Here is an 18057-nt window from a genome sequence, read left to right on the forward strand (position 1 = left end):
TCGCGGGTAAATCGGACCGCCGTACCGCCGCTCCCACACGGGGCTTGCAAAACCGGGGACTGTGGGTATCCCTATGGGAGCGGCGGTGCGGCGGTCCGATTTACCCGCGAACAGGGCGTGCCTGAATACACATCAACCCCAGGAAGGACTCCATGGCCCCACCCGCGGTAACCGGTCTTATCCTTTCAGGGGGCGGCGCCCGCGCCGCCTATCAGGTTGGCGTCCTGGCCGGCATCGCCGAACTGCTGCCCGCCGGCGCGCACAACCCGTTCCCGGTCATTGTCGGCACCTCCGCCGGAGCCATCAACGCCGTCACCCTGGCCAGTGGCGCCACCCAGTTCCATGACGCCGTGCAACGGCTGACCGCTTTCTGGCAGAACTTTCGCAGCCACCTGGTCATCCGCAGCGACTGGCCGGGTGTAGTCCGCCAGGCCAGCCGCTTCGTTGGCCACAGCCTGCTCGGGCTGGGCGCCCAGGCCCCGGTGGCGCTGCTCGACAGCAGCCCCTTGCGCAGCCTGCTGCAAGCGCACCTGAACCTGGACGGTATCAGCCACGCCCTGGCGGCCGAGCAGCTGAGCGCCGTTGCAGTGACCGCTTTCGGCTACGAGTCTGGCCAGGCGGTGACCTTCTACCAGGGCCGCGGCACCATCGAAGGCTGGTTGCGCCACCGCCGCATCGGCGTGCCCACGGCGCTGACCATCGACCACCTGCTGGCCAGCGCGGCGATCCCGCTACTGTTCGCCCCGGTGCAGCTGGGCGACGAGTATTACGGTGACGGTGCTGTGCGCCAGTCGGCGCCGATCAGCCCGGCCTTGCACCTGGGCGCCAGCCGGGTGCTGGTGGTGGGGGTGAGTGGCAACCCCCAGCGGCCGGCGCCACCCTTGCCGACCCAGCGGGTGTTCAGTGGGCAGCAGCCGAGCCTGGCACAGATCGGCGGGCACATGCTCAACAGCACCTTCATCGACAGCCTGGAAGACGACATCGAACTGCTACAGCGCCTGAATCACCTTAGCCGGCTGTTGCCCGCACACCTGGATGCGCGACACCTGGGGCTGGCGCCGATCGAGGTGCTGGTGGTGGCGCCCAGCCAGCCGCTCGATGAGATCGCCGCACGGCACCGGCGCGAGTTGCCGGCGGCACTGCGGCTGTTCTTGCGCGGGCCGGGGGCCACGCGCACCAGCGGGGCAGGGGTGTTGAGCTATTTGCTGTTCGAGGCCAGCTACTGCAGCGAGCTGATCGAGCTGGGGCGGCGCGACGCCCTGGCCAAGAAGCGGGAGTTGTGTCTGTTCCTGGGAATTTGAGGTTGCTTGTTCGGGTGGTTCTCAAGGGGATCGCGTCAGGGCTTACAGATGTCAGCCCTGATGCGGTCCCTGTGCCCAGATCAGTCCTACTCAGCTATCTGCAACTTCCTCGACTGGGTATACACATAGCGCACCTTCTCGTACTCGAACGGCGAGTTCAGTTGGCCATAGCGGAATTTGGTGGTATAGCGCTTGTCCACCACCTGCAGCGCGAAGATCTCCGGGTGGTCAGTGCTGGCCTCGGGCACGTTCAGGTAGTTGATCGCCTGCTCACCCGCATAGTCCACCACCAGGCCGGTGGTATCGCGCAGGTTCGATGGGCCCAGCACCGGCAGCATCAGGTACGGCCCGTCTGGGACGCCGTAGAAGCCCAGGGTCTGGCCGAAATCTTCGCTCTGGCGTGGCAGCCCCATGCTGGTCGCCGGGTCCCACAACCCACCCACGCCGATGATGGTGTTGAACATCAGCCGTGCGGTGATCTCTGCCGAACGCTTGGCCTTGAGTTGCAACACGCTGTTGAACAGGTTCGGCACATCGCCCAGGTTGTTGAAGAAGTTGCTCACCCCGGTGCGCACGAAGCGCGGGGTGACGTACTGGTACCCGCTCACCAGCGGCAGCAGCACCCACTGATCCAGACGGTAGTTGAAGTGGTAGACGCGACGGTTGATCGACTCCAGCGGGTCGTACACGTTCAGCGCCTCCAGGGTGGAGCGCTCGAACTCGCGCTGGTCCAGCCCCGGGTTGAATTTCAGCTCACGCAGCGGGTCGATGAAGCCGTCGGCTTCCGGCACCAGAGGCGCTGTACCCATCACCTGCGGGTCGCCCTCGACCACGCTGGCGCGGGGCGCGGTTTCGGCCGCCAGCGCGTGGCCGGCGACGAGCAGGGCAGTGGCGAAGAGGAGTTTGTTAACCACGGAAGAACTCCAGCATGGCGTCACTGTTGACGCGGTAGTTGAGGTTGCCGCAATGGCCGCCATGGGGGTAAAGGGTCAGCCGGTCACCGAACACCTTGCGCAGGAAGCCGATGTCGCCCGGGCCGAGGATGACATCGTCGGCGTTGTGCATCACGGCGATCTTGTCGCTGCTGCGCAGGTAGTCTTCCAGGGCATACAGGCTGACCTGGTTGACCAACTGCAGGATGCTGTTGCCGTCGGTGCGGGCGCGCCACATGGGGATGACCTGCTCGGTCATGTAGCAGTCGAAGTCGCACTGCAGGGCGCGCTTGAAGAACGGCGTGAGGCTGCTGCCCTCGGTGATCGGGAACTTCGGCGGAATGATCAGGCCGCGGCGGTTGATCAAGTCGGAGGTGAAGGCAATGTCGGCCGCCGAGAAGCGGAACGAGGTGCCAATCAGCATCGCCATCTGCTCGTTGGACAGGTGCTGTTTCGACTGCTGGAAGTCGTACAGCAGCGCTTCATTCAGATCGATATAACCCTTGTCCTGGAAGTAGCGCGTCAACTTGGTCAGCATCAGTTCGTAGAACGTGGTGCTGCGGTCGATGCCCTTGACCTGGGTTTGCACCAGTTTGTCGAGGTTGTTGATGGAGGTGTAAAGGTTCACCGGCGGGTTCAGCAGCAGCACGCGCTTGAAGTTGAAGCTGCGGCGGGTTTCGTCCAGGTGGCTGACAAAGGCGGCATCGAGTGCCCCCAGGCTGTAGCCGGTGAGATAGAAATCTTTGACGGGCAGGCGCGGGTGCTGGGCGCGTACGGCCTGCATCACCCGGTACATGTCTTCGGCGTCTTCCTGGCTGATACCGGGGGTGGCGAAGCGTGAGGCGGCGCTCATGAAGTCGTAGCTGGTGGGCGACGACAGTTGCACCACATGGAAGCCGCCCTGGTAGAACAGCTTTTTCAGGTATTCGTTGATGCTGCTGCTGTACGGGGCGCCGGTACCGGCGATGATGAAGATCAGGGGCGCCTCGTGGTCCTGGCGGGCCAGGCGATACTTGAGCTTTTTCACCGCCCAGAAGTTGTCGGGCAGGGTGAACTCACGCTCGGGGCGCAAGGTGAGGCTGTAGTCGGACTGGTTGATTTCGTCGTCGCTGGGCAGGGTGGGGCGCTGGTCCGGCGGGGTGGTGGCGATGGTCGCCTCGAACGGGTTGGTCAAGGGGTAGCCATAGCTTGCGGCGTCGATATCTCGCGCTGAAGCGGCCACAGCCATGAGCAGGCCGCCGAGCAGGGCAGCGAGGCGCAAAGATAGATGCATGTATTCCCCCAAAAGAACGCAAGGTCGAGCAGTGTGCAGGCTAGGACCACATCCTACCGGGCAAAGTTGCCAGGTGCGCCTGCCTTTGGTGTGCTTGTTATCTGCAACATAGCTGCAGAGCCATGATTTTGCCTTAGAACCGGGCTTGAGTGATCATGGATACTTTCGATTACCGCTATGGGAAAAAACAGGATGTCTCGTTCGCTGCCCGCTGCATTGCTCGTGCTGTTTCTGGGGCTGTGGCTCGCGGCCAGTTATGGCGTGCGCTACGGGCTGATGGAGGACGGCCAGTGGGTGGGGCTGTGCACCGCGCCAGCGATGTACTGGCAGTGCGAGGTGCGTTCGTTGCTGGGGTTGGGCATCCATCACCAGGTGATGGCCTGGGGCGGGCTGGGGCTGGCGCTGCTGGCGCAGGTGGTCGCCGGCCGCGCCGGTTGGTGGTTGGCGGTGCTGGCCCTGGTGTTCGCGGTGCCGGCGCTGGTGCTGTATACCGCCAGCATTGCCGTGTTTGCGCTGGTACTGGCGGGGTTGCGGTTGGTCAGGCAGCCCTCTCGCTAAGCTGCTGCAACTACGACTGTGGGCGCAACTGTCTTGCGCAAGATTTAAAAAGCGTGCGTGATCCCTGTGGGAGCGGCGGTGCGGCGATCCGATTTACCCGCGAAGAGGCCGGACCTGCCGGCCACTATCCTTGGGCATTCACCGTTGTCTCCGCCACCGCATTCGCGGGTGAACCCGCTCCCACCAGGCGCCGTGTTTGCCCAGAACCCAGCCTGGTAATCAGGCGTGGCGCAACCGCAGGCTGCGCCACAAGGCTGCCGTCATCAGCACACTCACCAGTGCCCAGGCCCAGGCCTGCTGGTTCTCCAGCCCTTCAACGAACAACTGCGGCGCCACCCCAGCACCGACGATGAACGCCAGCAACGCCACCTCCGCCCGTCGCGCGCGCACCGGCCGCAGCACGTAGACCACTGCCGGTAACGCCAGCGCCGCGCTGGGGAAGCTGCGGTAGCGCGGGTCGAACACCATCGCCAGCATGCTCACCGCCGCCGCAAAACCCGCCGCCAGCAGCAACCAGCCGGCCTGCGCCTGCAGCCAGGCGTACAGACGCTCGCGCCAGCCCGTCCGCTGTGCCAAGGCAAGCACCCCATGGGCCAGCACCAGCAGGTTCAGCCCCGCCAGCACTACCGCCCACAGCCATTCCCCGGCAAACCGCGCATGGGTGCGCATCAACTCGCCCCATAATCCCAGGCAGCCCGCACCAAACGCGGCCAGCAGCGGCAGCAGCACGGCAGCCTGCACTGTGGCGGGGCGCCCGGCGAGTAGCAGCATGGCCGCCATCAGCAGCGCACTGGCCAGCAACCATTGCGGCCAGTAGGGCAGGTTGCTGACCGGCCCTTCGAGCACGCCCTTGTCCTGCCGGTTGGCATCGTACAGCCCCCAATAACCGCCCACCGCGCCCTCGTTGGCACGCTTCCAGGGCTGGTCGAAGGCCTCGATCAGGTTGTAATGCCAGCCGTTGCTTTCCGCCATCGCAACGAAGCCGCGAATGAAGCGCGCTTCGTTGACCCGGCTGGGCACTGCGGTTTCGCGCTGCCGGCCTTCGCTGGGCCAGCCAGTTTCGCCGATCACGATATCCTTGGGCGCGAAGCGCGTGCCGAACACCCGGCGCACATCGGCCACGTGGGCCAGGGCATCGTCGATGCCGCGTGGGTCGTCTTCCCAGTAAGGCAGCAGGTGGATCGTGAGGAAGTCGACCGCAGGTGCCACCTGCGGATGCTGCAGCCAGAACTCCCACACATCGGCATAGGTAACCGGTACCTGCACCTGGCTTTTCACCTTGGCGATCAGCTTGGCTAGGTGAGCGCCGGTAACTTCCTTGCGCAGCAGCGTCTCGTTGCCGACGATCACGGCAGTGACCACGTCGGGGTTGGCGTTGGCAGCGGCGATCAGCAGGTCGATTTCCTTGGCCGTGTCCGCCGCGTGGGCATTGACCCAGGCCCCGAGCATCACCTTCAGGCCATGCTTGCGCGCCAGCGCCGGGAGCGCTTCGAGGCCGGTTTGCGAATAGGTACGGATGCACTGGAACCGTTCAGCCAGCAACGCCAGGTCGGCATCCATCCGCTCCGGGCGCAGGTGAAACGGCTGGTCGTAGGGCGACTGGTCCTTGTCGAACGGTGTGTACGAAGCGCATTGCAACTTGTGCGTGGGGCTGGCCGCATCGGCCAGGTGCACCGGCTTGCCAAGCCCGTACCAGAGGCCTGCGAGGCCAAGCAGGGCCAGCAGGCAGGCAAGCAGGTACAACGGCAGCAGCAGGCGAGCAGAACGGGGCATCGGGCGGTCCATCGTCAGGCACAAAAGGGTAGATAGTAGCCCGGCGCCAAGACTTTGGCATGCAAGGATCGCGCAGGTCGGTGTAGGCAGATGGCGCTAATGGCACAGTGCTGTCGCATATGAGGCGGGTACAGGTCGCAGGCGGATCAGGTCGACTGGTGTGACAGGCAGATGATGCAATCTCCAAGACCTGACGAGGGGATGCTTTGATGGCAGCTTTGAGAAGAATGCGACGTGTCCTGGGCGTGGGAACCGCCCTGGTATTGGCCATGAGCGGTGCACAGGCAATGGCCAAGGAAGTAAGCATCGGTTACGTGGATGGTTGGGCCGACAGCGTGGCGACCACCAACGTGGCCGCCGAAGTGATCAAGCAGAAGCTCGGCTACGACGTGAAGCTGCAGGCCGTGGCCACGGGCATCATGTGGCAGGGCGTGGCGACCGGCAAGCTCGATGCCATGTTGTCGGCCTGGTTGCCGGTGACTCACGGCGAGTACTGGACCAAGAACAAGGACAACGTGGTCGACTACGGCCCCAACTTCAAGGACGCCAAGATCGGCTTGATCGTCCCCGAGTACGTCAAGGCGGTGAGCATCGCCGACCTCAAGACCGACAACAGCTTCAAGCAGAAGATCGTCGGCATCGACGCCGGCTCCGGGGTCATGCTCAAGACCGACCAGGCCATCAAGGACTACGACCTGACCGGTTACAAGCTGCAGGCCAGCTCTGGCGCGGCGATGACTGCAGAGCTGGGACGTGCCTATGCCAAGCAGCAGTCGATCGCGGTGACCGGTTGGGTGCCGCACTGGATGTTTGCCAAGTGGAAGCTGAAGTTCCTCGAAGACCCGAAAGGCGTGTATGGCGCGGCCGAAACCGTGAACAGCATCGGCAGCAAGGAACTGGCGACCAAGGCGCCGGAAGTGGCGGAGTTCCTGAAGAAATTCAACTGGCAGTCGAAAGACGAGATTGGCGAAGTGATGCTGGCGATTCAGGAAGGCGCCAAGCCTGAAGCGGCGGCCAAGGACTGGGTGGCCAAGCACCCTGATCGCGTCAAGGAGTGGACTGGCAAGTAACTACCTGCAAGGGCCAGTTTGCTTCTTCGCGGGCTCGCCCGCTCCCACACGGATATCACTGTCCTCAGGCCTCGTGATACCCCTGTGGGAGCGGGCATGCCCGCGAAAGGGCCGTCAGTTTGTTACGCAATTGGTAAAACACCGTTGCATCTAAGACTAAGGTCGTCTGGTTGGCGTCCAGCAGCCGCATAAAGTAAGGGTGTGGGTTTCATCCCCTATCTGTGCTGCTAGGACAAAAACAATGAACGACAGCATTTACCTCTCGATACAAAACAGCCCCCGCTTCAAGGAGCTGGTCACCAAACGCGAACGGTTCGCCTGGATCCTCTCGGCGATCATGCTCGGCCTGTACTGCGCCTTCATCCTCCTGATTGCCTACGGTCCTCATATCCTGGGCGCCAAGCTCAGCCCTGAGTCGTCGATTACCTGGGGTATCCCCCTGGGTGTTGGCCTGATCATTTCGGCATTCGTCCTGACCGCCATCTACGTGCGCCGCGCCAACGGCGAGTTCGATGAGCTGAACAAGGCCATCCTGAAGGAGGCGCAACAATGATCCGCCATGCCAAAACCTTGGCCGTACTGGCCTGCGGAGCCTTCGCACCCGCCGTGTGGGCCGCCGATGCCCTGACCGGCGAGGTGCAGAAACAACCGCTGAACGTTTCGGCGATCGCCATGTTCGTGGCCTTTGTCGCCTTCACCCTTGGCATCACCTACTGGGCCTCCAAACGCAACAAGTCTGCCGCTGACTACTATGCCGCCGGCGGCAAGATCACCGGTTTCCAGAACGGCCTGGCGATTGCCGGCGACTACATGTCGGCCGCCTCGTTCCTGGGCATTTCCGCGTTGGTGTTCACCTCTGGCTACGACGGCCTGATCTACTCCATCGGCTTCCTGGTCGGCTGGCCGATCATCCTGTTCCTGATCGCCGAACGCCTGCGCAACCTGGGCAAGTACACCTTTGCCGACGTCGCCTCTTACCGCCTCGGGCAAAAGGAGATCCGTACCCTGTCGGCCTCCGGTTCGCTGGTGGTGGTGGCGTTCTACCTGATCGCGCAGATGGTGGGTGCCGGCAAGCTGATCGAGCTGCTGTTCGGCCTGGACTACCACGTGGCGGTGATCCTGGTGGGTATCCTGATGTGCCTGTACGTGCTGTTTGGCGGCATGCTGGCCACCACCTGGGTACAGATCATCAAGGCCGTGCTGTTGCTGTCCGGTGCCAGCTTCATGGCGCTGATGGTGATGAAACACGTGAACTTCGACTTCAACACCCTGTTCTCCGAAGCGATCAAGGTGCATGCCAAGGGTGAAGCGATCATGAGCCCAGGCGGCCTGGTCAAGGACCCGATCTCGGCCTTCTCGCTGGGCCTGGCGCTGATGTTCGGTACCGCCGGCCTGCCACACATCCTGATGCGCTTCTTCACCGTCAGTGACGCCAAGGAAGCCCGCAAGAGCGTGCTGTATGCCACCGGCTTCATCGGCTACTTCTACATCCTTACCTTCATCATCGGCTTTGGCGCAATCCTGCTGGTCAGCACCAACCCGGACTTCAAGGACGCCGCCGGCGCCCTGCTGGGTGGCAACAACATGGCAGCGGTGCACCTGGCCAACGCGGTGGGTGGCAGCGTGTTCCTCGGCTTCATCTCGGCCGTGGCCTTCGCCACCATCCTGGCGGTGGTTGCCGGCCTGACCCTGGCAGGCGCCTCGGCGGTGTCCCACGACCTGTATGCCAGCGTCTGGCGCAAGGGCAAGGCCAACGACAAGGATGAGATCCGCGTCTCGAAGATCACCACCATCGCCCTGGGCGTGCTGGCGATCGGCCTGGGTATCCTGTTCGAGAAGCAGAACATCGCCTTCATGGTCGGCCTGGCATTCTCGATTGCTGCCAGCTGCAACTTCCCGGTGCTGCTGCTTTCGATGTACTGGAAGAAGCTGACCACCCGCGGCGCGATGATCGGCGGCTGGCTGGGCCTGGTAAGCGCGGTGACCCTGATGATTCTCGGGCCTACTATCTGGGTACAGATCCTCGGCCATGAAAAGCCGATCTACCCGTACGAGTACCCGGCGCTGTTCTCGATGGCCATCGCCTTCGCCAGCATCTGGTTCTTCTCGGTCACCGACAAGTCCAAGGCGGCTGATGACGAACGGGCGCTGTTCTACCCGCAATTCGTGCGGTCGCAGACTGGCCTGGGCGCTTCGGGGGCTGTTTCGCACTGATTCGCCGGGCAATAAAAAAACCGCGCTCAGGCGCGGTTTTTTTATTGGTTCAGGGCTAGATCATGCCTAATAACAACAACACCAGCAGGACCACCAGCACTACGCCAATGATGCCGGACGGGCCATAGCCCCAGCTGCGCGAGTGCGGGAAGACTGGTAAGCCACCAATCAGCAGCAGGATCAGGATGATGATGAGAATCGTGGTCATGACGGAGTCCTTGCGTGGTTGAGGGTCAAGGGCCTCGGACTGCTGGCCTCTTGTAAGTTCGGACTGTTGCCGCTTGTGAAAGATTCCATTGATGTGCGCCGACACCGGCCTCTTAGCAGCACAGTCATGCTCCCCCATTCACTACCCTGATTAACCCTGCTGACCCCCCGGCCCTTGTTTAGACTGCCTCCATTGCTCATCAGAACAAGGCTAGCCACCATGCAAAACCGCATCATGATCACCGGCGCCGGGTCCGGCCTCGGTCGCGAGATCGCCCTGCGCTGGGCACGTGAGGGCTGGCGCCTGGCGTTGGCCGATGTCAACGACGCCGGCCTGGGCGAAACCCTGGAACAGGTTCGCGCGCTCGGTGGCGAAGGCTTTGTGCAGCGCTGCGACGTGCGCGACTACAGCCAGCTGACTGCCCTGGCCCAGGCCTGCGACGAGAAGTTCGGCGGCATCGATGTGATCGTCAACAACGCCGGGGTCGCCTCGGGCGGGTTCTTTGCCGAACTGTCGCTGGAAGACTGGGACTGGCAGATCGCGGTCAACCTGATGGGCGTGGTCAAAGGCTGCAAGGCCTTCCTGCCGCTGCTGGAGCGCAGCAAGGGGCGCATCATCAACATCGCCTCGATGGCCGCGCTGATGCAGGGCCCCGGCATGAGCAACTACAACGTGGCCAAGGCGGGCGTGCTGGCGCTGTCGGAGAGCCTGCTGGTCGAGTTGCAGCAGCTGGAGGTGGCCGTGCATGTGGTGTGCCCGTCGTTCTTCCAGACCAACCTGCTGGACTCGTTCCGCGGGCCGAACCCAGCCATGAAGGCGCAGGTGGGCAAGCTGCTGGAAGGTTCGCCGATCAGTGCTGCCGATATTGCCGAGTATATCCACCGACAGGTCGCCGCCGGCGAGTTCCTCATACTGCCGCACGAGGCCGGGCGCCAGGCGTGGCAGTTGAAGCGCGAGGCCCCCGAGCGGCTGTACGAAGAGATGGCCGAAATGGCGGTAAAAATGCGCTCGAAAGCCCAATCGCGCTGACCTGTCTGTAGGGCAATTTACCCGCAAATGTAGGGCGCTTCTGATTCGCAGTAGAGCTATTGAGTAGCCAAATGCTTACGAGGCAGGCTCCGGTTTTCCCTTTGCAGGAGGATCGGAACATGCTGGTAATAGGGCGTGAAGTAGGCGAGATCATCGTGATTGGTGATGACATCCGCATCATGGTGGTGGAGACGCGGGATGGCGTGGTGCGCTTGGGGATCGATGCCCCGCGCGAGGTGCAGGTGCATCGGGCCGAGGTGTACAAGCGCATCAAGGAAGGCGAAAAGTGCAAGACCCGAAGGGCCTGATGTCGCCTGTACCCGCTTGGACACCCGTGCTGTCAGTCGAGCAGCTCGCGCGGCACATCATGCTTGGCAAGCAGCTGGCACTGCTGGCTTTCCAGGTCGAACAGGATGAACGCCTGGCCCTTGGCCAATGCCTGACGAACCCGCAGCACGCGGGTTTCCAGCGGGGTGTCGTCGCCGTTGTCGGTGCCGTCGCGGGTGACGAAGTCCTCGATCAGGCGGGTAAGGGTTTCGGCTTGCAGTTGTTCGTAGGGGATCAGCATGGTGTGACTTGTCTGGAAGTGGTGTAGGCATGCTACGCGAAACATCTGATGGTTTGGGGCCGCATTGCAGCCCCTAGGCCATCAGCCTTTATTACCTACCAGGCTATCCACCGCCGGCACCCGCGTATCGCTTTCCATCTGAGCATCATGCTCCAGCTGATGGCTGAAGCGCTCCAGCGACGCGTTGGCCGGCTGTGAATCACTGGCAAACACCGGCGGGCTCAGCAGGTACGCCGACAGCAGCCGGCTAAGCGCCGCCAGGCTGTCGATATGTGTGCGCTCATAGCCATGGGTGGCATCGCAGCCGAACGCCACCAAGGCGGTACGAATATCATGCCCCGCGGTCACCGCCGAATGGGCATCGCTGAAGTAATAGCGGAACAGGTCGCGCCGCACCGGCAGGTCGTGGTCGCCGGCCAGTTTCAACAGGTGCCGGGACAGGTGGTAGTCGTAAGGCCCCGACGAGTCCTGCATGGCCACGCTCACCGCATGCTCGCTGGAGGCCTGCCCGGGCGCCACCGGGGCGATGTCGATACCGACGAACTCGCTGACGTCCCAGGGCAGGGCGCCGGCTGCACCTGAGCCGGTCTCCTCGGTGATGGTGAACAGCGGGTGGCAGTCGATCAGCGGCTGGCGACCGCTTTCAACAACCGCCTTCAATGCCGCCAGCAACGCTGCCACGCCAGCCTTGTCGTCCAGGTGGCGGGCACTGATATGGCCGCTTTCTGTGAACTCGGGCAGCGGGTCGAAGGCGACGAAGTCACCAATGCTCACGCCCAGCGCCTCGCAGTCGGCGCGGGTGGCGCAATAGGCGTCCAGGCGTACCTCGACGTGGTCCCAGCTGATCGGCATCTGGTCGATGGCGGTGTTGAAGGCATGCCCGCTGGCCATCAGCGGCAGCACGCTGCCACGGAATACGCCGGTGTCGGTGAATACACTGACCCGGCTGCCCTCGGCGAAGCGGCTGGACCAGCAGCCGACCGGTGCCAGGGCCAGGCGGCCGTTGTCCTGCAACTGGCGCACGCTGGCGCCAATGGTGTCCAGGTGGGCGGATACAGCGCGGTCGGGCGATGTTTGCCGGCCCTTGAGGGTGGCGCGGATGGTGCCACGGCGGGTCAGCTCGAAGGGGATGCCCAGCTCGTCGAGGCGCTCGGCCACGTAGCGCACGATTGTGTCGGTAAAGCCCGTGGGGCTGGGGATGGCGAGCATCTCCAGGAGTACGCGCTTGAGGTAGTCGAGATCGGGTTCGGGGTGTCGTTCGGACATGTTGGGTGCTCCTCTACTCCTGTGCCGGCCTCTTCGCGGGTAAGGCGCGCCCCCAGGGTCGGTGATATCCCTGTGGGAGCGGGTTCATCGAGGCGTCGAACCGCCGCGAAGAGGCCGGGACTGGTTTACGCCAAAGGCCGGCTATGCGGAAACAGCAGGTCGATAAAACGCTCGGCCGTTGGCTGCGGTTCATGGTTGGCCAACCCGGCGCGTTCATTGGCCTCGATGATCACGTACTCGGCCTGCTCGGCGTCGCGGACCATGAAGTCCAGCCCCACCACCGGAATTTCCAGTGCCCGTGCAGCGCGCACGGCGGCGTCGGCCAGCACCGGGTGCAGGCGTGCGGTCACGTCTTCCAGGGTGCCACCGGTGTGCAGGTTGGCAGTGCGCCGTACCGCCAGGCGCTGGCCGGCGGGCAACACGTCGTCATAGCCAAAACCCGCAGCGTGCAACGTGCGTTCGGTCTCGTCGTCCAGCGGGATCCGGCTCTCGCCTGCCGTAGCAGCCTGGCGCCGACGGCTCTGGGCTTCGATCAACTGGCGCACGCTGTGCTTGCCATCGCCCAGCACTTGCGCCGGGTGGCGGATGGCGGCGGCCACCACTTCATAGCCGATCACCACGATGCGCAGGTCATGCCCGGCATGGAAGCTCTCCAGCAGCACGCGGCTGTCGAACTGGCGGGCGTGGGCCACAGCGCGGGTGATATCGTCGATACAGGTCAGGTTCACGGCAACGCCCTGGCCTTGCTCGCCATCCACCGGTTTGACCACCACCGCGCCATGCTCGTCGAGAAATGCCAGGTTGTCGTCGGCGTTGCCGGCCAGTTGTTGCGCGGGCACCTGCAGCCCGGCGTTGTGCAGCGCATGCTGGGTCAGGCGCTTGTCCTGGCACAGGGTCATGGTCACGGCGCTGGTCAGGTCGCTTAGCGATTCACGGCAGCGAATGCGGCGCCCGCCCAGGCTCAGGGTGAACAGCCCGCCTGCGGCATCGTCCACCTGCACTTCGATACCTCGGCGCAACGCTTCGTCAACGATGATGCGCGCATACGGGTTCAGGTCGGCCTGCGGGCCGGGGCCCAGGAACAGGGGTTCGTTGATGCCGTTCTTGCGCTTGACCGCGAAGGTGGGCAGGTTGCGAAAGCCCAGCTTCTGGTACAGGCGCTTGGCCTGGCGGTTGTCGTGCAGCACCGACAGGTCCAGGTAGGCCAGGCCACGGCTCATGAAGTGTTCGATCAAGTGGCGCACCAGCACTTCACCCACCCCGGGACGGGTGCAGTGCGGGTCCACGGCCAGGCACCACAGGCTGCTGCCGTGCTCGGGGTCATCGAACGCCTTGCTGTGGTTGAGGCCCATGACGCTGCCGATTACCGCGCCGCTGTCTTCGTCCTCCGCCAGCCAGTACACCGGGCCGCCGAGGTGCCGAGGCGTCAGCCGATCGGCATCGACCGGCAACATGCCGCGGGCCTGATACAAGGTGTTGATGGCTTGCCAGTCGGCGGGGTTCTGCGCCCGGCGTACACGAAAACCGCGAAAAACACGCTGCGCCGGGCGATAGTCGGTGAACCACAGGCGCAGGGTGTCGGACGGGTCGAGGAACAGCTGTTGCGGCGCTTGCGCCAGCACCTGCTGCGGTGCTGCCACGTACAAGGCGATATCGCGCTCGCCCGGGCGCTCGTCCAGCAGTTCGTCGGCCAGGCTGTTCGGGTCCGGGTAGGTGTGGCCAATCAGCAACCGGCCCCAGCCGCAGTGCACGGCACGCGGCTGGTCGTGGGGCTGGCTGCCGTCGCCGGCCAGGCGCGCCTGCAGGCGCTCGTAGGACGGCGCCTGGCCGCGCAGCAGGCGCTGACCGTAAGCGATTTCGTGGGCTTTCATCGGTCAGATTCCTTGTTCGCTCAGCCACAGGTTCAGCGCAGCCAGCTGCCACAATTTGGAGCCACGCAGCGGCGTCAGCTGGCCGTGCGGGTTGCTCAGCAAGCGGTCGAGCATGGCCGGGTTGAACAAACCGCGGTCCTGGCTGGGGTCGGTCAGCAGCTCGCGCACCCAGCCCAGGGTCGCACCTTCCAGGTGCTTCAGGCCTGGCACCGGGAAGTAGCCCTTCTTGCGGTCGATCACTTCATGCGGGATCACCCGACGGGCCGCTTGCTTGAGCACCTGCTTGCCGCCGTCAGGCAGCTTGAAACGCGCTGGAATACGCGCCGACAGCTCTACCAGGCGGTAGTCGAGGAACGGCGTGCGTGCCTCCAGGCCCCAGGCCATGGTCATGTTGTCCACCCGTTTGACCGGGTCTTCCACCAGCATCACCGTGCTGTCCAGGCGCAGGGCCTTGTCCACGGCATCCGCTGCGCCGGGGCGGGCGAAATGTTCGCGCACGAAGTCGCCGGCTGCGTCGGTTTCCAGCAGCCAAGGCGCCTGTACGGTGTCGCGGTATTCGGCGTGGCTGCGGTCGAAGAAGGCGTCGCGGTAGGCCCCGAACGCATCCTCGGCGCCGTCCACCTGCGGGTACCAGTGGTAGCCGGCAAACAGCTCGTCGGCGCCCTGGCCGCTCTGCACGCCCTTGCAGTGCTTGGCCACTTCCCGCGACAGCAGGTAGAAGGCGATGCAGTCGTGGCTGACCATCGGCTCGCTCATGGCGCGGAAGGCCGCTGGCAGCTGGTCGATGATCTCGTGCTCGGCGATGCGCAACTGGTGATGGCGGGTGCCGTAATGCCTGGCGATCAGGTCGGAATACTCGAACTCGTTGCCGCGCTCGCCGCCGGCGTCCTCGAAGCCGATGGAGAAGGTCGACAGGTCGTCCACGCCCACTTCGCGCAGCAGGCCGACCAGCAAGCTGGAATCGACCCCGCCGGACAGCAGTACGCCTACGTCCACGGCGGCCCGCTGCCGAATGGCTACGGCATCGCGGGTGGCATCGAGTACCCGGGTGGTCCAGCCTTCAAGGTCCAGTTCACGCTCGTCCGGGTGGGGGCCGTAATGCAGCGTCCACCAGGTCTGGCGTTCGACTTCGCCATGGCGGTCGATGCGCATCCAGGTGCCCGGTTCCAGCTTCTGCACGTTGGCCAGCAGGGTACGCGGTGCCGGTACCACGGCATGGAAGTTCAGGTAGTGGTTGAGCGCCACCGGGTCGAGCATCGGGTCGATGTCGCCACCTTTGAGCAGCGCTGGCAGGGTCGATGCAAAGCGCAGGCGCTCGCCATTGCGCGACAGGTACAGGGGTTTGACGCCCAGGCGGTCGCGGGCCAGGAACAGGCGCTGGTTGTCGCGTTCCCAGATGGCCAGGGCGAACATGCCGTTGAGCTTGGGCAGCAAGGCCGCGCCCCAGGCATGGTAGCCCTTGAGCAGCACCTCGGTGTCGCCGTCGGACCAGAAGCTGTAGCCCAGGTCTTGCAGTTCCTGGCGCAGCTCGGGGAAGTTGTAGATGGCGCCGTTGAAGGCCAGTGACAGGCCAAGGGTGTTGTCGACCATTGGCTGCGCCGAGCCGTCGGACAGGTCCATGATTTTCAGGCGCCGATGGCCAAGGGCGATCGGGCCTTGGCTATGGAAGCCCCAGGCATCCGGGCCACGCGGGGCCAGGTGATGGGTCATGCGCTCTACCGCAGCCAGGTCGGCTGGGCGAGGGGCTTGGTCGATGGGGGTGAAACGTAACTCTCCTGCTAATCCGCACATAAGTCCTTACCGGTTTTTCCGTTGGGGAGGTGATGCCCCGGATTAGGGCACCTTAAGGAACTGACCAGGGTGGTTTGCAGGAGTTTTAGAACGATCTGTTATAAGGGTTTTCAGTTTTTGGTTGTCCGCCCTGGTTTTTGTGGCGTGGCGATAAATCCAGCGCCGCGCGGGCGGCGCTCGATTCGCAGGCGCCATGAATTCAACGGCATGCGCCCCAAGGCAATCACTTTCCCCGAACCAATCGCCGCACCCCAAACCGGTTCGGATGACAACCTTCCGCCACCCCCCGCGGCAACGGCAGTGGTTCCCCGCACACCCAGGCCGCCAGCAGCTCACCGCTCAGCGGCGCGGTAATCAACCCACGCGACCCGTGCCCGCTGTTCACATACAACCCACCCAGCCAAGGGCAAGCCACATCCGGCACCTGGCGTGCATCCCGCCCCAGCACCGCATAGGCCTGGGCAAATGCCTGCGCGTCGGCCACCGGCCCGACGAGCGGCAGGTAATCCGGGCTGGTGCAACGAAACGCCGCACGGCCCTGCAACTGCTCAGGGTCCAGCTCCGCCGCGCCGAGGCGCTGGGCCAGGTCGGGTGAAATCTCATTCAGCAACGCCAGGTTGCCCTGGTGCTCGGCAACCGTCGGCGTCAGGTCCTCGTTGTGGAAATCAAAGCTCGCGCCCAGGGTATGTTCATCTTCGCGCGGCGGTGCCACGTAGCCCTCCGCACACACCACCGTGCGCAGCGCCCGGCTGCTGGCGGTGGCGGCAAGGCGGGTTATCTGCCCACGGATGCGCTTGAGCGGCAGCTGCGCGCAAGGCTCGAACCGGCGTACTTCGGCCGCACCGGCCAGGATCACCACCGGTGCGCTGGCCAGCAGGCGATTGCCAGCCCAGGCCTGCCACTGCTGGTCAACCTTGCGCAGTTCCAGCACCTCATGGTGCGTCAGCAGGCGAATGCCCGGGTGCTGCAGCTGCTGCTGGCAAAGTGCAGGCGGGTGTACCCAGCCGCCTTCGGGGTAGAACAGCCCACCCGCCGGCAAGGTGACACCGGCGAGGGCCTCAGCCTCGGCGCGCTGCAGTGGCTGCAGCAAGTCGCGGTCGAAGGCAGCAGCCAATTTGCCCTGGCGCTCGGCTTCCTTGCTGTCGAAAGCCAGCTGCAGCACCCCGCAGGCATCCCAGTCACGGCCCCGCTGCAGGCGTTCGAGCTGGCGACGGGTATAACCGAAACCGGACAGGATCATCTGCGACAAGGCAGTGCCATGGGCGGACAGCTTCAGGTACAGCACCCCTTGCGGATTGCCTGAGGCCTCTTGTGCCGCGCCCTGGTGACGCTCCAGCACGGTCACCTGCCAGCCACGCCGGGCCAGGCTGGCGGCGCTGCTGCTACCGGCCAGGCCGGCACCGATCACCAGCGCCTCGCGCGGCCCTGGTGCGGCAGGCGGGCGCGCATACCAGGGCGCTTCGGGGCCGGGCAGGGGGCCGACGTAGGCGCCGCTCATCACCTCCCACTTCTTGCCGATGCCGGGCACCTTTTTCATGGCAAAACCGGCTTCGACCAGGCTGCGGCGTACCCAGCCAGTGGTGGTGAAGGTGCCCAGCACTGTGGCTTCGGCAGCACCAGCCGGGTGCGACAGCCGCGCCAGTTGCGCGAACAGCTGTGGTGTCCACATGTCCGGGTTCTTGGCCGGCGCAAAGCCGTCGAGGAACCACACATCGATCTGTGCATCGAGTTGCGGCAGCTGTTCCAGCACATCCCCGATCAACAGGGTGAGGGTGACCCGGCCGCTGTCGAAGGTGAACTGCTGGAAGCCCGGGTGGATGGCCACGTACTGTTCCAGCAGTGGCTCTGTATAGGCGGCAAGCTCAGGCCACAGGCGTACGGCACGGAGCATGTCGGCGTGGCCGAGGGGGTATTTCTCGACGCTGATGAAGTGCAGGCGTGCATCGCTGTGCGCGTGCGCGTCGAACAGCTGCCAGGCGCAGAAAAAGTTCATGCCGGTACCAAAACCGGTTTCGCCGATCACCATGCAGGTGTGCGGCGCAAGGCTGGCAAAGCGCTCGGCCAGGCGGGTCTGGCCAAGGAACACGTGCTTGGTTTCTTCGATGCCTTCGTTGACGGCGAAATAGACGTCGTCGTACTGCCGCGAATGGGGGCGGCCTTGGTCGTCCCAGTCGATCTGGGCATGCTGGAGGAGGGTGGACAT

At 64.3% G+C, this 18057-nt stretch carries 16 protein-coding genes; 7 read left to right on the plus strand and 9 right to left on the minus strand.

Annotated elements, in window-relative coordinates:
• The first annotated feature begins 152 nt into the window (after window positions 1–152).
• On the plus strand, window positions 153–1301 hold the full coding sequence (locus AC5O5R_RS06620; protein ID WP_172224863.1) for a patatin-like phospholipase family protein: 1149 nt from the start codon (window positions 153–155) through the stop codon (window positions 1299–1301).
• An 86-nt stretch (window positions 1302–1387) separates the two neighbouring features.
• On the opposite strand, the gene AC5O5R_RS06625 is transcribed toward AC5O5R_RS06620, so the two are convergent.
• Both AC5O5R_RS06625 and AC5O5R_RS06630 read right to left on the minus strand, forming a co-directional pair.
• Window positions 1388–2215: an MlaA family lipoprotein gene (locus AC5O5R_RS06625; protein ID WP_172286556.1), complete on the minus strand. Its 828-nt coding sequence runs from the start codon at window positions 2213–2215 to the stop codon at window positions 1388–1390.
• The gene (locus AC5O5R_RS06630; RefSeq protein ID WP_172231650.1) at window positions 2208–3506 is read right to left on the minus strand and encodes a serine/threonine protein kinase; all 1299 of its coding nucleotides are present in this window, start codon (window positions 3504–3506) and stop codon (window positions 2208–2210) included. Before AC5O5R_RS06630 ends, AC5O5R_RS06625 begins: the two co-directional genes overlap by 8 nt.
• Before the next feature lie 192 nt (window positions 3507–3698).
• Here AC5O5R_RS06630 and AC5O5R_RS06635 point away from each other — a divergent pair, with 192 nt between their 5' ends.
• Window positions 3699–4064, plus strand: a complete 366-nt coding sequence (locus AC5O5R_RS06635; protein WP_172231647.1) for a hypothetical protein — start codon at window positions 3699–3701, stop codon at window positions 4062–4064.
• 219 nt (window positions 4065–4283) lie between these two features.
• Here AC5O5R_RS06635 and AC5O5R_RS06640 read toward each other — a convergent pair whose 3' ends face one another.
• Window positions 4284–5849: a glycoside hydrolase family 17 protein gene (locus AC5O5R_RS06640; protein WP_172231644.1), complete on the minus strand. Its 1566-nt coding sequence runs from the start codon at window positions 5847–5849 to the stop codon at window positions 4284–4286.
• Between the two features lie 197 nt (window positions 5850–6046).
• On the opposite strand from AC5O5R_RS06640, the gene AC5O5R_RS06645 reads away from it, so the two are divergent.
• From AC5O5R_RS06645 to AC5O5R_RS06655, 3 genes are all read left to right on the plus strand, one after another.
• Window positions 6047–6907 carry a glycine betaine ABC transporter substrate-binding protein gene (locus AC5O5R_RS06645; RefSeq protein ID WP_172286553.1) on the plus strand — a complete coding sequence of 287 codons (861 nt, stop codon included), beginning with the start codon at window positions 6047–6049 and terminating at the stop codon, window positions 6905–6907.
• 241 nt (window positions 6908–7148) lie between these two features.
• Entirely contained in the window at window positions 7149–7460 is a 312-nt protein-coding gene (locus AC5O5R_RS06650) for a DUF485 domain-containing protein (RefSeq protein WP_172232781.1), read from the plus strand.
• Window positions 7457–9121: a cation acetate symporter gene (locus AC5O5R_RS06655; protein ID WP_172286552.1), complete on the plus strand. Its 1665-nt coding sequence runs from the start codon at window positions 7457–7459 to the stop codon at window positions 9119–9121. Before AC5O5R_RS06650 ends, AC5O5R_RS06655 begins: the two co-directional genes overlap by 4 nt.
• Window positions 9122–9176: 55 nt before the next feature.
• On the opposite strand, the gene AC5O5R_RS06660 is transcribed toward AC5O5R_RS06655, so the two are convergent.
• A complete protein-coding gene (locus AC5O5R_RS06660; protein WP_013971433.1) occupies window positions 9177–9329 on the minus strand; it encodes a DUF3309 family protein in 153 nt (50 codons plus the stop codon).
• A gap of 219 nt (window positions 9330–9548) precedes the next feature.
• On the opposite strand from AC5O5R_RS06660, the gene AC5O5R_RS06665 reads away from it, so the two are divergent.
• Both AC5O5R_RS06665 and csrA read left to right on the plus strand, forming a co-directional pair.
• Window positions 9549–10358, plus strand: coding sequence for an SDR family oxidoreductase (locus AC5O5R_RS06665; RefSeq protein ID WP_172233263.1), 810 nt, complete (start codon window positions 9549–9551; stop codon window positions 10356–10358).
• A gap of 119 nt (window positions 10359–10477) precedes the next feature.
• Window positions 10478–10666, plus strand: a complete 189-nt coding sequence (csrA, locus tag AC5O5R_RS06670; protein WP_172233261.1) for a carbon storage regulator CsrA — start codon at window positions 10478–10480, stop codon at window positions 10664–10666.
• A 32-nt stretch (window positions 10667–10698) separates the two neighbouring features.
• On the opposite strand, the gene AC5O5R_RS06675 is transcribed toward csrA, so the two are convergent.
• From AC5O5R_RS06675 to mnmC, 5 genes are all read right to left on the minus strand, one after another.
• The gene (locus AC5O5R_RS06675; protein ID WP_054900489.1) at window positions 10699–10926 is read right to left on the minus strand and encodes a YheU family protein; all 228 of its coding nucleotides are present in this window, start codon (window positions 10924–10926) and stop codon (window positions 10699–10701) included.
• Between the two features lie 81 nt (window positions 10927–11007).
• On the minus strand, window positions 11008–12192 hold the full coding sequence (locus AC5O5R_RS06680) for an osmoprotectant NAGGN system M42 family peptidase (RefSeq protein ID WP_172231186.1): 1185 nt from the start codon (window positions 12190–12192) through the stop codon (window positions 11008–11010).
• Window positions 12193–12317: 125 nt separating this feature from the next.
• A complete protein-coding gene (gene ngg / locus AC5O5R_RS06685) occupies window positions 12318–14063 on the minus strand; it encodes an N-acetylglutaminylglutamine synthetase (RefSeq protein WP_172231183.1) in 1746 nt (581 codons plus the stop codon).
• A gap of 3 nt (window positions 14064–14066) precedes the next feature.
• Window positions 14067–15854, minus strand: a complete 1788-nt coding sequence (locus AC5O5R_RS06690; protein WP_172231180.1) for an N-acetylglutaminylglutamine amidotransferase — start codon at window positions 15852–15854, stop codon at window positions 14067–14069.
• Window positions 15855–16077: 223 nt separating this feature from the next.
• Window positions 16078–18057, minus strand: coding sequence for a bifunctional tRNA (5-methylaminomethyl-2-thiouridine)(34)-methyltransferase MnmC2/FAD-dependent 5-carboxymethylaminomethyl-2-thiouridine(34) oxidoreductase MnmC1 (gene mnmC / locus AC5O5R_RS06695; RefSeq protein WP_172223487.1), 1980 nt, complete (start codon window positions 18055–18057; stop codon window positions 16078–16080).

The sequence above is a fragment of the Pseudomonas sp. 8_5_2 genome (genome assembly GCF_059295255.1).

Bases quoted from the DNA above. Each gene is read 5' to 3' on its own strand.
- AC5O5R_RS06620 (WP_172224863.1), top strand. From the start codon at position 153: ATGGCCCCACCCGCGGTAACCGGTCTTATCCTTTCAGGGGGCGGCGCC.
- AC5O5R_RS06660 (WP_013971433.1), bottom strand. From the start codon at position 9,329: ATGACCACGATTCTCATCATCATCCTGATCCTGCTGCTGATTGGTGGC.
- AC5O5R_RS06665 (WP_172233263.1), top strand. From the start codon at position 9,549: ATGCAAAACCGCATCATGATCACCGGCGCCGGGTCCGGCCTCGGTCGC.
- AC5O5R_RS06630 (WP_172231650.1), bottom strand. From the start codon at position 3,506: ATGCATCTATCTTTGCGCCTCGCTGCCCTGCTCGGCGGCCTGCTCATG.
- AC5O5R_RS06640 (WP_172231644.1), bottom strand. From the start codon at position 5,849: ATGGACCGCCCGATGCCCCGTTCTGCTCGCCTGCTGCTGCCGTTGTAC.
- AC5O5R_RS06655 (WP_172286552.1), top strand. From the start codon at position 7,457: ATGATCCGCCATGCCAAAACCTTGGCCGTACTGGCCTGCGGAGCCTTC.
- AC5O5R_RS06680 (WP_172231186.1), bottom strand. From the start codon at position 12,192: ATGTCCGAACGACACCCCGAACCCGATCTCGACTACCTCAAGCGCGTA.
- AC5O5R_RS06635 (WP_172231647.1), top strand. From the start codon at position 3,699: ATGTCTCGTTCGCTGCCCGCTGCATTGCTCGTGCTGTTTCTGGGGCTG.
- csrA (WP_172233261.1), top strand. From the start codon at position 10,478: ATGCTGGTAATAGGGCGTGAAGTAGGCGAGATCATCGTGATTGGTGAT.
- AC5O5R_RS06650 (WP_172232781.1), top strand. From the start codon at position 7,149: ATGAACGACAGCATTTACCTCTCGATACAAAACAGCCCCCGCTTCAAG.
- mnmC (WP_172223487.1), bottom strand. From the start codon at position 18,057: ATGTCCACCCTCCTCCAGCATGCCCAGATCGACTGGGACGACCAAGGC.
- AC5O5R_RS06645 (WP_172286553.1), top strand. From the start codon at position 6,047: ATGGCAGCTTTGAGAAGAATGCGACGTGTCCTGGGCGTGGGAACCGCC.
- AC5O5R_RS06690 (WP_172231180.1), bottom strand. From the start codon at position 15,854: ATGTGCGGATTAGCAGGAGAGTTACGTTTCACCCCCATCGACCAAGCC.
- AC5O5R_RS06675 (WP_054900489.1), bottom strand. From the start codon at position 10,926: ATGCTGATCCCCTACGAACAACTGCAAGCCGAAACCCTTACCCGCCTG.
- ngg (WP_172231183.1), bottom strand. From the start codon at position 14,063: ATGAAAGCCCACGAAATCGCTTACGGTCAGCGCCTGCTGCGCGGCCAG.